General features: G+C 54.8%; 8 protein-coding genes and 1 tRNA gene. 4 read left to right on the top strand and 5 right to left on the bottom strand.

From position 1 onward, the window contains the following. The first annotated feature begins 24 nt into the window (after nt 1-24). Both LOC67_RS02005 and LOC67_RS02000 read left to right on the top strand, forming a co-directional pair. Entirely contained in the window at nt 25-2,760 is a 2,736-nt protein-coding gene (locus tag LOC67_RS02005; protein WP_230260816.1) for an MGH1-like glycoside hydrolase domain-containing protein, read from the top strand. A gap of 1,030 nt (nt 2,761-3,790) precedes the next feature. Beyond that, the gene (locus tag LOC67_RS02000; RefSeq protein ID WP_230260815.1) at nt 3,791-8,134 is read left to right on the top strand and encodes a PVC-type heme-binding CxxCH protein; all 4,344 of its coding nucleotides are present in this window, start codon (nt 3,791-3,793) and stop codon (nt 8,132-8,134) included. A gap of 808 nt (nt 8,135-8,942) precedes the next feature. On the opposite strand, the gene asnB is transcribed toward LOC67_RS02000, so the two are convergent. From asnB to LOC67_RS01975, 5 genes are all read right to left on the bottom strand, one after another. Then, nucleotides 8,943-10,850, bottom strand: coding sequence for an asparagine synthase (glutamine-hydrolyzing) (gene asnB, locus LOC67_RS01995; protein ID WP_230260814.1), 1,908 nt, complete (start codon nt 10,848-10,850; stop codon nt 8,943-8,945). Between the two features lie 9 nt (nt 10,851-10,859). Continuing rightward, nucleotides 10,860-11,846, bottom strand: coding sequence for a serine/threonine protein kinase (locus LOC67_RS01990; RefSeq protein WP_230260813.1), 987 nt, complete (start codon nt 11,844-11,846; stop codon nt 10,860-10,862). Between the two features lie 128 nt (nt 11,847-11,974). After that, entirely contained in the window at nt 11,975-12,664 is a 690-nt protein-coding gene (gene pdeM / locus LOC67_RS01985; RefSeq protein WP_230260812.1) for a ligase-associated DNA damage response endonuclease PdeM, read from the bottom strand. A gap of 13 nt (nt 12,665-12,677) precedes the next feature. Beyond that, nucleotides 12,678-14,693 carry a DNA mismatch repair endonuclease MutL gene (mutL, locus tag LOC67_RS01980; RefSeq protein ID WP_230260811.1) on the bottom strand — a complete coding sequence of 672 codons (2,016 nt, stop codon included), beginning with the start codon at nt 14,691-14,693 and terminating at the stop codon, nt 12,678-12,680. A gap of 118 nt (nt 14,694-14,811) precedes the next feature. Next, nucleotides 14,812-14,885 (bottom strand) — tRNA-Ile (locus LOC67_RS01975). Nucleotides 14,886-15,220: 335 nt separating this feature from the next. On the opposite strand from LOC67_RS01975, the gene LOC67_RS01970 reads away from it, so the two are divergent. Continuing rightward, nucleotides 15,221-15,403: a hypothetical protein gene (locus LOC67_RS01970; RefSeq protein ID WP_230260810.1), complete on the top strand. Its 183-nt coding sequence runs from the start codon at nt 15,221-15,223 to the stop codon at nt 15,401-15,403. A 26-nt stretch (nt 15,404-15,429) separates the two neighbouring features. Further along, nucleotides 15,430-16,245: a biotin--[acetyl-CoA-carboxylase] ligase gene (locus LOC67_RS01965; RefSeq protein ID WP_230260808.1), complete on the top strand. Its 816-nt coding sequence runs from the start codon at nt 15,430-15,432 to the stop codon at nt 16,243-16,245. Nucleotides 16,246-16,290: the final 45 nt, after the last annotated feature.

Here is a 16,290-nt window from a genome sequence, read left to right as displayed (position 1 = left end):
TCGACACCCAAAGAATACGTCGCCATGAGAATCACCGCAGAAGACCAGCGTTTGATCGAAAGCGAACGTCGCCAGAAACATTGGCAGCGTTGGGGGCCCTACTTGTCAGAACGACAATGGGGAACAGTCCGCGAAGACTACAGCGAAGGTGGCGATGCGACGTGGAGTTATTTTCCGCATGACCATGCACGCAGCCGCGCCTACCGCTGGGGCGAAGACGGCTTGCTGGGGATCACCGACCGAAAAGGTCGACTCTGTTTTTGCTTCGCAATTTGGAATGGACGCGACCCCATTCTGAAAGAACGCCTGTTCGGTGTGACCGGCCCCGAAGGCAACCATGGCGAAGACGTCAAAGAGTGCTACTACTATCTCGATAGCACACCGACGCACAGCTACATGAAAGCGTTATACAAGTACCCACAAGCGAGATACCCCTACGAGGAACTTGTCGCCGAAAGCCGGACCCGTTCGCGTGAACAGCCCGAGTACGAACTCTACGACACAGGGATCTTTGACGAATCGCGGTACTTTGACATCCAAGCGGAATACGCCAAGACCGGCCCCAACGATCTACTGATCAAACTGAATGTCACCAACCATGGCCCACAGCCCGCTGTCATTCACCTCGCCCCACAACTGTTTTTTCGCAACACGTGGACTTGGCACTGCACCGACGAAGGATGCACCAGCCGACCGTCGATGAACTTGAAAGGGAATAGCGTTCAGGTCATCCATGAAACGCTCGGCGAATTTTGGTTCACCTGCGACTGCCTCGGTAAAAGCGATGCATGGACATGGCTCTTTACCGATAACGAAACCAACCCGGAACGCCATCCCGGGCTGCCTTCGGAATCCGACTTTTACAAAGACGCCTTCCACGAATACATCATCGAAGGCGATACCAGTACCGTGAACCCGGCACAACGAGGCACGAAGTGTGCACCCTATGGTGTGGACCTGATCCCGGCAGGTCAGACTCGGACCTTGCGACTAAGGTTGACCGCAACCGATGAACCCATCGCGGCGGAAGTCTGCGGCGGGCGCATCGAGAAATTCTTTGACAACGCGTTCGATGATCACTTTGAAGAGAGCTTTAAAGATCGCATCAGCGAATGTGACCAGTACTACAAAACTCGCATCCCCGATTCGATCCCCGAATGCCGACACGGCGTGATGCGACAAGCCTATGCGGGATTGTTGTGGACCAAGCAGTTCTATCACTACGCGGTCAACACTTGGCTGGAAGGTGACCCGAACGGTGTTCCCGTTTCGCCCGGCCGAAAGCATGGCCGCAACAGTGAATGGCGACACCTGTTCAATCGAGATGTGATCTCGATGCCCGACAAATGGGAATACCCTTGGTACGCGGCATGGGACTTGGCATTTCACATGGTTCCGATGTCACACCTGGATCCCAAATTCGCCAAGGAGCAGATGATCCTGTTTCTACGCGAATGGTACATGCACCCCAGCGGCCAAATCCCGGCTTACGAATGGCACCTCGAAGACGTCAATCCTCCCGTCCATGCCTGGGGTGTCTGGCAAGTCTACAAAGCCAGCGGACCGCCGATGCAACGCGACCGGTCTTTCCTCGCTCGCGCGTTCCAAAAACTGCTGCTGAACTTTACCTGGTGGGTTAATCGAAAAGACCCTCGAGGCAGAAACATCTTCAGTGGCGGATTCTTGGGACTGGACAACATCGGAGTCTTTGACCGCAGCAAACCGCTTCCCAATGGTCACCTTGAACAGGCCGATGGCACCGCTTGGATGGCATTCTATTGCGGCACAATGCTGCGAATCGCGATCGAACTTGCAGACGAAAGCGAAGCCTATGGCGACATGGCCAGCAAGTTCTTTGAACACTACGTTGCAATCGCCGAAGCGATGAACACGATGGATGGTTCAGGATTGTGGGACGAGGAAGAAGGCTTCTACTACGACCACCTTTACGTTGACGGAAAATCGATTCCGATCCGCGTTCGATCGCTCGTGGGGCTGCTTCCGTTGATGACCGGTGTCATCTTGGAAGAGAAAATCATCGGAAAGCTACCCGGCTTTAAGCGACGAATGAAATGGTTCCTGGCAAGCCGTCCGGATCTATCGACCCACATGACTTATCAAGAGGGTGAAGGTCCCGACGCTGAGGACCAGATCACGCGGCGGCTGTTGGCAATCCCCAGCGAAGACCGTTTCCGCCGACTGCTCAATGTGATGCTTGACGAGTCGGAATTCCTTTCGGCTTATGGGATCCGCAGCCTCTCGGCGGCTCATGGAAAGGAACCGTTTGTGTTTGACTTTGGCGGGACACGAAACGAAGTTCGATACGTGCCTGGGGAAAGCGACAGTGCGATGTTCGGCGGCAACAGCAATTGGCGTGGACCGATCTGGTTGCCAATGAACTACTTGATCATTCAATCCCTGAAACGATATCACGCTTTCTATGGAGACTCCTTCACCGTCGAATGCCCGACCGGAAGCGGACAGCAGATGACATTGATGGAAGTCGCACGTGAAATCGAGAGCCGTTGCATTTCATTGTTTGAATGCGATGCTGACGGAGTTCGCGCGGTGCATGGCGAAGAGACTCGTTATGCGAATGACCCGGCCTGGAAAGATCTGATTCTGTTTTATGAATACTTCCACGCGGACAATGGCCGTGGATTGGGTGCGAGCCACCAAACCGGCTGGACAGCTCTGGTCGCATCGATGATCCGCAGTCAATCCGATTTGCCGCGTCACACCCCGATCGCAACGTTGTAGGCGCTTCATGGCTGTCGCTAGTGTTGCAGCCGTAGTGAATCTGAATTCACGAAACCGTGGCTAGCGCCAAAACGGCTCAAGGAACAAAACATACTGAGCCGTTATCGCGCTAGCGACGGTTATGTGTCCGGACATATGCCTATAACCGCGGGCTGGCGCCAGCGGCTGATTAGACAACAGGCGTAGTGGTCGAACCATGTCAGTCTCCACGCGCCAGCGTGCGGTTACTTCCCGGACGTACTAGCAGCCCACTCAACCGACGCTAACGCGTTTCGGCTCAGGATGTCCCTATCAGCCGCATCGCGTTAGCGACGGTTATGTGTCCGGGCATAAGCCGATAACCGCGGGCTGGCGCCAGCGGCTGATTAGACAACAGGCGTAATGGTCAAACCATGATCAGCCGCCACGCGCCAGCGTGCGGTTACTTTCCGGACGTACTAGCAGCCCACTCAACCGACGCTAGCGCGTTTCGGCTCAGGATGTCCCTATCAGCCGCATCGCGTTAGCGACGGTTATGTGTCCGGGCATAAGCCGTTAACCGCGGGCTGGCGCCAGCGGCTGGTTAAACAACAGGCGTAATGGTCGAACCATCATCAGCCGCCACGCGCCAGCGTGCGGTTACGTGCCAGACGTACTAACACCCCATCAACCGACGCTAACGCGTTTCGGTTCATGTGATGCCCCTATCAGCCGCGACGCGTTAGCGTACGGTTATGTGTCCGGAAACACATACCGATAACCGCGGGCTGGCGCCAGCGGCTGATTAAATGACAGGCGTAGTGGTCGAACTATGATCAGCCGCAACGCGCCAGCGTGCCGTTATATGCCGGATGTACTAGCAGCCCACTCAACCGACGCTAGCGCGTTTCGGCTCATGTGATGCCCCTATCAGCCGCATCTCGCTCGCGACGGTTAACGGATTGTCTTCTCGGTTGACCGACCAAAACGGGCTCTTCTGACCGGCGCGGGTTGGGTTGGGATATACTAGGACGCCTCTCCTAGTCCCGACGCCCTCCTTGCAAAACGATCGATGATACGACGACGCCCCAAGCTGGCTTGTGCGATCTTAGCCGCCACACTTCTAACCGGCCTCCCCGTCCCCTCGGCCTATTCACAGCTGACAACCGTTCCCCCGACACAATTTGCGGATGGCGATCGTGTCGTGATGATCGGCGACGGACTCATTGAGCAAGAGCAATACTTCGGCTGGATCGAAACGATGCTCACCACGGCCGATCCACTGGACCATGTGACGTTCCGAAACCTTGGCTGGAACGGCGACACCCCCGCTGGCGATTCTCGATTCGGACTCAGCCTTCTACAAGCCGGACACGAACCGGCGGACGAAGGTTGGAAACAACTTCAAAAGCAAATCGACCTGACCAAACCGACCGTCGCGATCATCGGCTACGGGATGGCGAACGCTCTTGACTATGCGGCCGAGGCAAAGAACCCAACATCGACACGGACATTGCAACAGGCCACGGCCGATTTCGAGGCTCAGTTGGACCGACTGGCAAAACGTCTTCGCGAATCGAACGCCGACTGCCAACTGATTTTCCTGACTCCGATTTCGCCGGTGGGTGAATCCGCCGTCACACGCGAAATGATTGATCGATTCGCCGACGTCGTCTTTAACGTCGCAGACAAATACGACAGCAAGTCCGTCAACTTGCTAGACACAGCGTCAAACGCCGACGAACGCAAAGACGCCGTTCACCTCAATAATCAAGGCTACAAAACCGCTGCTTCAACGATTGCTCAATCACTGGGCTTTGATCACCAAGACTGGAAAGAAGGTCGTCCTGTCGAATCGTTACGCAAAGTCATCTTGGAAAAGAACCGACTTTGGTTTCACCGCTCTCGGCCCGCCAACATGGCTTATGTCTTTGGCTTTCGAAAACACGAGCAAGGTCAAAACGCCGTCGAGATTCCTCAGTTCGATCCGTTAATCGAAGCCGAGGAAGCCAAGATCGCAAAACTGCGTGCATTGAAGGTAGCCGATTCAAACGAATCGAATCCCCAAATTGAATCCCAATACGCCGAGTTCACTCCCCAACCTCATCCTGAATTCGTCGTCGGCGATGGCTTGGAAGTTTCACTTTGGGCTGAAAACCCAATGCTGAACAAGCCGATCCACATGAACTTCGATCCACAAGGTCGGCTATGGGTTGTTAGCAGCGAAGCCTACCCGATGATCGAGGTCGGGCAGTCGCTGCCAGACAAAGTGCTGGTCTTGGAAGATTCCAACAACGACGGCAAAGCCGACAAATCCACGGTCTTCGCTGACCAGTTGCTGATCCCAACCGGTATCGCACCGTCCGGCAATGGAGTTTATGTCGCTCAAAGCACTGACTTGCTGTTCCTCGAAGACACCGACGGAGACGGCAAGGCGGACCGCCGCGATCGTGTGCTCAGCGGATTTGGTACCGAGGACACTCACCACAATTTACACACCCTGAATTTCGGTCCGGACGGAAGGCTTTACATGAACCAGTCGGTGTATACACGCACCGATGCGGAAACACCCCATGGCGTTGCCAGACTGAAAGCCGGAGGCGGATTTCGGTTCGATCCAAGCCACCGCCGCATGGATATCTTCTTCCACGGTTTATGGAACCCTTGGGGCCACCAATTCGATCAACACGGCAACTCGTTCATGACCGATGGTGCCGGTTTCCAAGGAATCGCCTATGTATTTCCCGGGGCAACATTTAATCCTACCCCCGGTGCCCGCCAAGTTTTGGATTTGATTAGCCCCGGAAATTATCCCAAATTCTGCGGTGGTGAAATTGTCCAAGGTGACAGCATTCCCGACGACTGGCAGGGTTCTTTCGTCACATGTGACTTTCGTGCCAATCGTGTCACCCGCTTCACTCTGTCGGAGTCTGAATCCGGATTCGTGACCACGCAGCAAAGCGACTTGCTGCGCACCAATGCGAGCACCTTCCGTCCGATCGATATCAAGCAAGGCCCGGATGGTGCGTTGTACGTTGCCGACTGGTCGAACCCCATCATCAACCACGGTGAAGTCGACTTCCGCGACCCACGTCGCGACCGCTGGCACGGAAGAATCTGGCGAATCGCGGTCAAAGATCAGCCGACTCGGCAACCGACAAACTTGCGAGAACAAAGTGACAGCGTGCTGGTCACGAACCTGTTCGGCAACGATCGTTATCTCCGCGATCAATCACGACGTGTACTGATCGAACGAGGCGAACAGACGCTGCAACAGCTGGCATCGATCTGGTCGCAAACGAAGACACCGCGTGACCACATCGATGTGGCATTGCTATCTGCAGCGTTGGGAAAACCAAATCCCAAATGGCTCGAAACCTCGTTGCAAAGCGAAGATAGCGACGCACGGACTTCGGCCACTCGCATCCTCGGTGACTGGGCTGACTACGCCAATCCTGCCGCATCGATCGATGCCGCCAAAGCAATCGCTTGGCTAGAAAAATTAGTCGTTGATTCCGATCCGCGTGTTCGGCTCGAAGCCATTTGTGCCTTGAACAAGATCGGAACCCTCGACGCGATCAAGCTTTCACTTCAATCGCTACAGCAACCCAGCGACCGTTTTATTGCTCACGCGTTGTTTAACAACGTCGACCAATACGCGGATGCATTGATTGCAGACCTGAACAACCCCAGCGGCAACCAAAGCCTCGGGCAGAAGCAACTGGAATTTCTATTGACCAGTGTCCCCGCAGATAAAGCGAGTCGCTTCCTAAGCGATTACCTCGCAAACAACGGAATCCCAAAGGATGGAAAGGGACCTTGGATCGAACTGATTGCCAAGGCTGGCGGCGAAAACGAGGTCGCGTCGCTCTATCAACAAGCGATGGCAGGTGACTTTAGTAATCCTGCGTTGGTCCGTGCATTAACAGCGGTCGCCAATGCAAGAAAGTTCCGCAAGATCATGCCCAAGATCGATTCCCCTGGCCGTGGCCTTCGATCACTTCTCAAGAATGATGATCCGGCAGTTCGCACGTCGGCAATCGAGCTGATTGGTGCTTGGCGTTTAGGCTTCCTCGTTCCACAACTCGTCGAGATCGCCGAAGATGACAGCGAAGCCGATTCGGTGCGGCTAAAGGCGATCGATTCACTTCGATCCGGAGGAAACAAGAATGCTGCCGATGCACTGGTCAACTTGGCCGGTGATTCGAATTCCGGATCGATCCGCAACGCATCCATTGCTGCTCTAGCCGTCATGGATGCGAACCGAGCGATCAAGCCGTTTTATAGCACCCTTGCTGGTATCGAAGACGAAACAGCAGCGATAGGGCTGTGGCGTTCGATGCTGTCCGCTAAGGATGGTGAAAAGCTACTGGTCAGTTCCATGCCGACGGATGGAATCAGCCAAGTCGCGGCACGAGCTGGTATTCGTGCTGCCAACGAAATCGGCAAATCCACGGGCCCACTGATCGACGCCCTGATGCCGCAAAGTGGCTTGACCATGACGGCCGCTGCGTGGTCACCCGAACGCGCTCGTGAGATTCGCCAACAAGTCGAATTGAAAGGCGATCCACACCGCGGCGAATTGGTTTACCGACGCCAAAGCTTGCAGTGCACAACGTGCCATGCGATCGGTGGCGTTGGTGGCAAGGTCGGCCCAGATATGACCAGCCTCGGAGCCGGAGCGCCGATCGATTACATCATCGAATCTCTGTTTGATCCGAATGCAAAAATCAAAGAGAACTTTCACTCGGTAACCGTACTCAATGATTCTGGACAAGTCTTTGCCGGAATTGAACAAGGCAGTACGGATGATGAGATGGTGCTACGCGATGCCACCGGCAAAACCGTCCGGCTTCCACGCGACGAAATCGTTCAAGTCAAACAGGGTAAATCCTTGATGCCAGCGGCGTTGCTGGATCGGATCCCACAACAAGATCAATTGGATTTGATCAAGTTTTTGACGCGTTTGGGTAAACCCGGCGATTTTGATGCCAGCCGCCAAACCGTCGCTCGTGTGCTGGAAGTTTTTGCCGGGACACACCGAATCGAGCAGCAAGGAAATGGTGACATCATCGCTGGCAAAGCGATCGAGGGCTGGAAGCCGTTGCAATCACGCGTCAGTGGAAAGATCGAACGCGAGACCTTGCAACAACTGACCGCACAGCCACGGCACATTTCGTTGGTCAACATTTATTTGCGAACGAAAATCGAAGTTAGCTCGGACACCGTTGCAAAGTTCAGCATCGACAATTTTGACGAAGCAAATGTTTGGATCGATGGTAAAGAGCAAGGCACCACCAAGGACTTGATCAAACTTCCCGCCGGCCAACACACCTTGCTATTGCAAATCGACGCACGTGATTTGCCCGAGTCGATTGCGATCCGAAGTGAAGAAGTCACGTTCGTGCATGAATAGCGATGATCGATCAGCCGCTGGCGCGTTAGTTTGCGGTTATGTGTCCACAGTACCAACAGGCTCACGAAACCGTGGCTAGCGCCAAAACGGCTCAGGAAACAAAACATACTGAGCCGCATCGCGATAGCGACGGTTGATGACACTCAAACACCATCAGCCGCAACGCGCCAGCGTGCGGTTATGTGTCCGGGTGCGCATACCGATAACCGCGGGCTGGCGCCAGCGGCTGATTAAACAACAGGCGTAGTGGCCGAACCATCATCAGCCGCGACGCGCCAGCGTGCGGTTACTTCCCGGACGTACTGGCAGCCCACTCAACCGACGCTAACGCGTTTCGGCTCAGGATGCCCCTATCAGCCGCTGGCGCGTTAGCGTACGGTTACGTGTCCGGGAACACATGCTGATAACCGCGGGCTGGCGCCAGCGGCTGATAAAACAACAGGCGTAATGGTCGAACCATGATCAGCCGCCACGCGCCAGCGTGCGGTTATATGCCGGACGTACTAGCAACCCACTCAACCGACGCCAACGCGTTTCGGCTCAGGATGCCCCTATCAGCCGCTGGCGCGTTAGCGCACGGCTATGTGTCCGGGAGCGCATGCTGATAACCGCGGGCTGGCGCCAGCGGCTGATCAAACGACAGGCGTGGCGTAGTGGCCGAACCATCATCAGCCGCCACGCGCCAGCGTGCGGTTACTTCCCGGACATACTCACAGTCCACTCAACCGACGCTAGCGCGTTTCGGCTCAGGATGCCTATACCTGCCGCTGGCGCGTTAGCGACGGTGAATCAAACTCCCGTCAGCCGGCTATGCCCACTGCCGCAACCACTGTTCCAGAATCAACAGATTCCACAGCCGGTAACCGTGGTTATTCTCCATGCGTTCATGCTGACCAACCAACCGCTCCACCATCTCACGTCGGAAAAACGGGGCGATCTTTGCATCCGCACCAAGCAATGTGTCGTGGACCATCGGTTTCAGCTCATCCCGAAACCACTGCCCGATCGGAATGCCAAACCCCATCTTTCGACGGTGAAAAATCGAACGCGGGATCATGTCTCCAAACGCGTCTTCCAACAGTAACTTCCCACGCCGACCACGGAACTTCAGATCCACCGGCAATGAAGCCGCAAACTCGACAACACGATGATCGAGCATCGGCTGGCGAACTTCCAGCGAATGAGCCATCGATGCGATATCAACCTTCGTGCACAAGTCGCACGGCAAGTAGCTCAACAGGTCAGAGATCGATGCTCGGCTAACAACATCACGACCGTCGGTCCGCTTCCAAACCGAATCTAAAAACTCGAAGGGATCTTCACCAGGAAGCTGCGAAACGAAGTCGTCGGTGTACAGTTCCGCTCGCATCCGTTCGGGGAAAATCTGCAGCCAATTGAGATATCGACGGGCTTCGGTTTGATCCAACGCTTCGAAGAACCGTTTTGCACGGCGGACAAGCGAATACTGCTTGTTGTTGTCGGGCAAACGTTGAATCAATCCGATACCAGGAACCCGATGGATGGGGAACATTCGCCGAAGTCGAACACTTAACCACAATGCACGATAACGTTCATAGCCGGCGAACAGCTCATCACCGCCGTCACCGGATAGCGCCACCGTGACTTCACGACGGGTTAACTCCGACAAGTACCATGTGGGAACCGCGGATGAGTCACCAAAGGGCTCATCAAAATGCCAAACCAATTTCTCGATGACTTGCGCACCGCTCGGCTTGACTTCGAAACGCTGATGATTCGTCCCAAGGTGCTTGGCAACTTCGGCAGCATGAGCGGTTTCGTCAAAATCGGCGACCGGAAAGCCAATACTGAATGTCCGAATTGGCTCTTCACGCTGCGACGCGGCGATCGCGGTTATCAAGGAAGAATCGATCCCGCCCGATAGAAAAGATCCCAACGGCACATCGCTCTGCAAACGATAGCGAACCGAATCGGTCAGCAGCTCTCGCAACGTTTCGACAGCGGCTTGATGACTGATCGGTTTTTCAACCGTCGGATCAAAGTCCCAGTAGCGATGAACGCTTAGCTGCCCCTTTTCAAAAACAAGGTAATGTCCCGGCGGCAGCTTTCGAACGCCTTTCCAGATCGTTCCAGGATAGGGGACGTACTGATAAGTTAAAAACTCATCGATGGCGGCGGGATCAAGCTCCTGACAAACGCCATCAACAGCGGCCAAACATTTCAGTTCGCTGCCAAAGACAAGACGTTGCCCATCAAACGCATAGTAGACGGGTTTCTGTCCAATGCGATCACGAGCGAGGACCAATCGACTACGGCGACGGTCCCAAAGACCGATCCCAAACATGCCGTTCAGTTCGGCAAAGCAACCGGTGCCCAAGTCCTCGTAAAGGTGAACGATAGTCTCACCGTCACCATCGGTTTTGAAGCGGTGCCCGCTTCCTTCAAGACGACGACGAAGTGTTTTGTAATTATAGATTTCGCCATTGAAGACCAACTGCACGGCGCCGTCTTCGTTCGCCATCGGCTGAGCAGCACCGGCAACATCGATAATCGAAAGTCGACGAAAGCCAAGTGCCACGCCGTACTTTCGGCCTTGCCCATCGATCTGGTTTGGGTCAATCCAATGTTTGTCGTCGTCAGGCCCACGATGCGCGATCGCATCGGTCATTTTTGACAAGAGAGACTGATCGACGGCGGCTCGATCGTCCAGCCAAACGGCTCCAGTGATTCCACACATGAATTCGGATCAGTCCTGATCGAGCTGCTGAACGACATCATGAATTGCTTCGATCATTTCACGCATTGTTTGGAATCGGGCTGCCGGTCGTTTCTGCAACGCTCGCATCACGACTTCGTCAGCGATCTTGGGAATATTCCGGTCCGGTGCCAGTTCACTCGGTGGTGGGACTTCGCCGTGAATGATATTCCGGAACGTTTGATCGATATTGGCACCCCGAAACGGCTCGCGGATCGCCAACAATTCATACATGCAGACACCCACGTTAAAGATGTCGCTGCGTTCATCAATACTGCGTGTCCCCTGAATTTGTTCGGGAGACATATACAGTGGGGTTCCGGGACGCTGTCCACCCCCGGTGAGGGTTTGGAATTGCTGTTCTTCCTCCGCCTTCTTCAGCTCGGTCGCGTCGTAGCGGACCACCGTCTGGTCATCCATCGACCCCCAAACTTTCGCGGTCCCCCAATCCAGCAAATACACCTCGTCAAAATTTCCGAGCCAAATATTCTCCGGTTTGACATCGCGATGAATCACGCCGCGGGCATGGGCGTACGCGAGGGCACGGCAAGCGCCGATCAAGGCGGACACCCTTCGGGCCGCCGGATACGCCTGCTCCGTCTGGGTATCTCCGGTCGCTATCCGCTTAAGAATTTCGAACAGATTCTCACCCGAAATCAACTTCATTGTGAAGTAAATGCCGTGGACCAAATCATTTCCGATCTCGTACACAGGCACCGTGTTTGGGTGCTGAAGCTGCGCCGTAACGCGAGCCTCTCGCAGCAATCGCCGGCGTTCGTTCGGGACGGCATGAATATCGAACGGCAACATCTTGATCGCCACCGTCCGACCGGTCACCGGATCGAAAGCGCCTTCCAAAATACCGTTTCCGCCGCGGCCGACCTGACGTCGACCTTTATATCGACCGAGCCCCGACGGCAATTTGCGCGGTAAATCGGGATCCGTTCCAGACAAGATGATGGTGGGTTCGTTTTGCATCGATGCGCCACTTCTATGAAGAACTGCAATTACTTCATTGTAGCGCATCACCAAGGCTACGGTCAGCCCAGGCGAACATTCTGTCGATCAAACATCACGATCGGGCCGCATAGCGATCAAAGGTCGAATCACTGAGGGATTTCCAGAATGACTTCGTCAGCCGAAACCCAGATTCGATCGTCCGCCGATTGATGCCGTACTCCGTAGGTTCCGGTAAATTCACCGATCGCTGGCAACACCAAACATCCACGGGAATACCAAAAACATGGCAGTCGCCCCAGTCGCTCGGTTGCGGTTTGTAGCGAATACGACGGATGTAAATGCCCCGCCAAAGCCAAGCCTTCATCATCTCGCATTTCAACGGGATGATGGCACAGACGCAGGTTTTCGATCGGCACGTTTTCAGCTGACGATTCGATGCCCCATGCCTTGGGCAGTTTCGAAAACGAGGCGTCGTGATTGCCGCGAATCAACGTCATCGACAGATCGCCACAACGCTTGCGAAATGATCCCATCGCCAAGTTAACTTCGTCTGACACCGAAGATCGTGCATGAAACATGTCACCGAGCAAATACAGATGCGAAGGACGACACTGTTCGATCAGGCATTCGACCTTGGACAGCGTTGCGGCACATCCGCCACTGGGAACCGGCAAACCATGCTTGCGGAATGTCGCGTCTTTTCCCAAATGCAAATCGGCGACAAAAAGAAATTCCAAATCGCGGTGATAAACGCCTCCACCACTGAATAGGCGGAGGCGGTGATCTCGCAAAACGACATCACACGACGATGCCACACTGGATATTGAAGACCGCATCCGTGGTGATCCCCTAAACTCGTCCTCGCGGCCCCAATCGCCCGAACATTCGGTCCAATTCGTCGCGACTGAAAAATAGTGCCGTCGGGCGTCCGTGAGGACAATGATGTGTGTCGTTGAAGAGATCTTTCTGCTCAAGCAAAGATTCGATCTCCTCCGGTGCCAACGGATCGCCCGCTTTAACCGCCGCTTTACAGGCGATTGTCGATAGCAGGTGATTGAGCAATTCGATCGGCTCGGGTTTTTTCCCTCCGCCAAGGACCGACTCCATCAACGTCCGCAGCATCTCTGACGGCGGCTTGTTTCGCAGCATTGCAGGGTAAGAGCGTATTACGACGGTTTCGCCGCCGAACTCCTCAACCTCCATCCCGATCTGCTTCAGCGTTTCTTGATGTTCCAAGACTGCTGTCCGCTCATCTGCGGTCAACGAAACCGGCTCGGGGACCAACAACCCCTGCGACTCTAATGGCTGACCGCTATCGAGCACTTTCGATTTAACACGTTCATACAACACACGTTCATGCAACGCGTGCTGGTCGATCACGACCATGCCTTTTTCATCCTGGGTTACCAAGTATCGATTGTGGACCTGGAAACCCAAATAACAAACACTCGGATGATCATTGCGTGATGCGGACGTGACATCAGCATCGGGGTTGTCCCAGGGGGCCAGCAATGGATCCGGTGCCGGACCGGAATGCTCCGAAGCAATCTGGCCGGGTATCCCCTGTCCCGGCATACTCTGTCCTGACGGGAAAGGCTTAAAGTCCGGCGTCGCTCCGAACGAAGGCATCGAACGCGCCGCGGCATCTCCGGCATTTCCTCCGGGCACCGATGCGGCGTCCACCGAAAAGTTATCGCCGCCACGATTGGGAGCGACAAAGACTTGATCGGGTGACCGTCCCGTCCGCGCCCATTCGATCACCGATTGGCGGTGTGCTTGTTCGCTCCGGTTCAGAACCGGTTCGGGCTGTGGAGTCGTATCCGATTGTGGGGGCGGGCCGACTCGCTGAGTCATATCGGTTGTCAGAAAATGATGTCGAAGCGTTTGCAGCAGACGACTGTAGACGCGGCCGCCATCGGTGAACCGCACTTCTAACTTGGTTGGGTGCACATTCACGTCGATCATTTCCGCGGGCATCCTCATCTGCAGAAAACAGACCGGATGTCGCCCCACCATCAACAACCCTCGGTAGGCCTCGCCCAAGGCATGCTGCAATGATCGATCACGGATATGCCGACCGTTGAGAAACAGATACTGCATCCGCGAATTCCCCCGGCTCACCGACGGATCACAGACATAGCCGGACACTTTGATCTGGGCGTCATCGCTGTTGATCGGGATCAGACAGCTGGCGATCTCGCTGCCAAAGAATGCTTCAATTCGCTCACTCCATCGTTCAGTAGCGGGCAAATCATAAAGCGGCTTGTCATTATTGTTGAGCACGAAATGCACATGCGTATTCGCCAGCGCGATCCTTGTGAACGCTTCGACGATGTGCCCTTTTTCCGTTTGTGCCGTTTTTAGGAAGCGATGCCGGACCGGCGTATTGAAAAACAGGTTGCGAACTTCCATCACCGTGCCGACGCCGCAGCCACATGGCACGGGTGGATCGATAACTCCGCCGCGAACTTGAATTTCGTTGCCGGCATCGTCGCCATCGACTCGGCTGCGGATGGTCAGCTGCGAAACACTGCCGATCGATGCGAGAGCTTCACCGCGGAACCCTAAAGTGCTGACGTGAAAAAGGGCCTCGTCAGTGGGAAGCTTGCTTGTCGCGTGGCTGGCCAAAGCCAGCGGCAACTGTTCCGCCGTCATGCCGCAGCCGTTGTCGCTGATGCGGATCATTTCGGTCCCGCCGCCAACGATAGAAACCTCGATCCGTGTTGCTCCAGAATCGACGCTGTTTTCCAGCAGCTCTTTGACGACCGAAGAGGGACGTTCGATGACTTCACCTGCCGCAATCTGATTGATCAAATTGGGAGGCAGCTGACGAATTGTCGGTAGTTTTCTAGCGGTGGCATCCATACCGCCAATCTACCGATCCGGATGCGATCGTCCAACCGTTTAACGTGGATTGCCCTCTGGTTTTGATCGCTAGCATTTTTGCATTTCAACGCAAAAAACGCCTCGAACCAGAAATCAATAGGGTAGGAGGGACTTGAACCCCCGACCAAGCGATTATGAGTCGCGTGCTCTAACCGACTGAGCTACTACCCCGGTTTGCCTGAAAGCCTGTTCGGCTCTATTTGAAGCCCCCTTCGGCGGCCACAGTTTAACCGCAGCCCACCCCATTTGACCAGGGAAGGCTTTTGCATGGGGACGACGTTTGATTTTCAAAATCTCTTGATCATCAACGAGCCACCATCGCCTCGAATTCTCGCGAATCGAACTGGATTCTAAACACAAGCTCCATGCCTTTGATCGTCTTCATGCCCGGGTACACTTTCAAGCCCAGGTACACTTTGGTGAATCCCTGGACGATTCGTTGCGTGCATACGCTCGAATGATCTATTACAGCTTGCCAGACTATTCGATCACAGTCCGATAAACCGATGTCGTACGACGAAGAAGAAGACGAAGACGGCTTTGATTACGAAGAGTACATTGAGCGTGAATTTGGCAATCGACGTGCGATTGATGACATCCCAAAACTTTGGCGGTATGTCGCTGCCGGGTTGCTGCTTCTGTTCCTTCTGACTTTTTTGGCGACGTTCGGATCGTGGATGCCTTTCTAGACTGTGTTGGTGAAACCGAAGCGCGCATGCGTCTGGCAGTCACAGAACTGCTCAGCGATGGTGTGATCGGATCGTGTCGCTACGCCGACGAAACTTTATCGACTAACACCGACGCGCTAAACGATGTCCAATCCGGTCTCGCGAATGAAAGTCACCTTCCCAAGCTGTTCCTGACCGATCGACAAACCTCTGGACGCGGACGCCAAGGTAATCAATGGCTCAGCAGCCACGACTCGCTGACTTTTTCGCTACTGATTCGCTTTGACGTTCGATCGCCCAACGCGACACTAATCTCAATCGCAGCCGGCATCGGAGTCGCGCAAGGGATCGAACATAGCTGTGCACCGTTAAAGGTATCGCTGAAATGGCCCAACGACATCTGCATCGTTGAAACCACTCCAACCACCCCACAGCTACGAAAGCTTGGTGGAATCCTGATCGAGACATCTGCCTCAGCGCCTGACCGGATGGTGATCGGAATCGGCATCAACATCGATCGGGCACCCGAATTGACCGACACGGAAACGTCCGCTGTCGCACTGACCCAGATTGCCCAGCGGAGCATTTGCCGGGAAGACCTACTTCAATCGATCGTCACGTCGGTTTTAGAACTGATTGATGAAACGACCGGTGACGATGCGGCATCATCACGCAATCGATTGATTCAGTCCTATCGCTCGCGATGTGCATTGTCGGGACGACAGATCTCACTTCGTCAAAACGATCAAATCATCGAAGGCCACTGCCTTGGTATCTCCGATGACGGTTCGCTGCGTTTGCAACACAATGGTCAACACGTCGACCTTCGCAGTGGTGAAGTTCAGCAAGTCCGCTTTCGCTAGCCAACAACGCTGGCGATGATCGACATGGCTTTTAGCAAGCCAACC

This window comes from Stieleria sp. JC731 (assembly GCF_020966635.1).
Classification (GTDB): Bacteria; Planctomycetota; Planctomycetia; order Pirellulales; family Pirellulaceae; genus Stieleria.
The sequence above is the reverse complement of the archived record's forward strand: the minus strand, read 5'-3'. Positions and strand labels throughout refer to the sequence as shown.

Bases quoted from the DNA above. Each gene is read 5' to 3' on its own strand.
- LOC67_RS01990 (WP_230260813.1), bottom strand. From the start codon at position 11,846: ATGCAAAACGAACCCACCATCATCTTGTCTGGAACGGATCCCGATTTA.
- LOC67_RS01965 (WP_230260808.1), top strand. From the start codon at position 15,430: ATGCGTCTGGCAGTCACAGAACTGCTCAGCGATGGTGTGATCGGATCG.
- LOC67_RS01970 (WP_230260810.1), top strand. From the start codon at position 15,221: ATGTCGTACGACGAAGAAGAAGACGAAGACGGCTTTGATTACGAAGAG.
- mutL (WP_230260811.1), bottom strand. From the start codon at position 14,693: ATGGATGCCACCGCTAGAAAACTACCGACAATTCGTCAGCTGCCTCCC.
- asnB (WP_230260814.1), bottom strand. From the start codon at position 10,850: ATGTGTGGAATCACTGGAGCCGTTTGGCTGGACGATCGAGCCGCCGTC.
- pdeM (WP_230260812.1), bottom strand. From the start codon at position 12,664: ATGCGGTCTTCAATATCCAGTGTGGCATCGTCGTGTGATGTCGTTTTG.
- LOC67_RS02005 (WP_230260816.1), top strand. From the start codon at position 25: ATGAGAATCACCGCAGAAGACCAGCGTTTGATCGAAAGCGAACGTCGC.
- LOC67_RS02000 (WP_230260815.1), top strand. From the start codon at position 3,791: ATGATACGACGACGCCCCAAGCTGGCTTGTGCGATCTTAGCCGCCACA.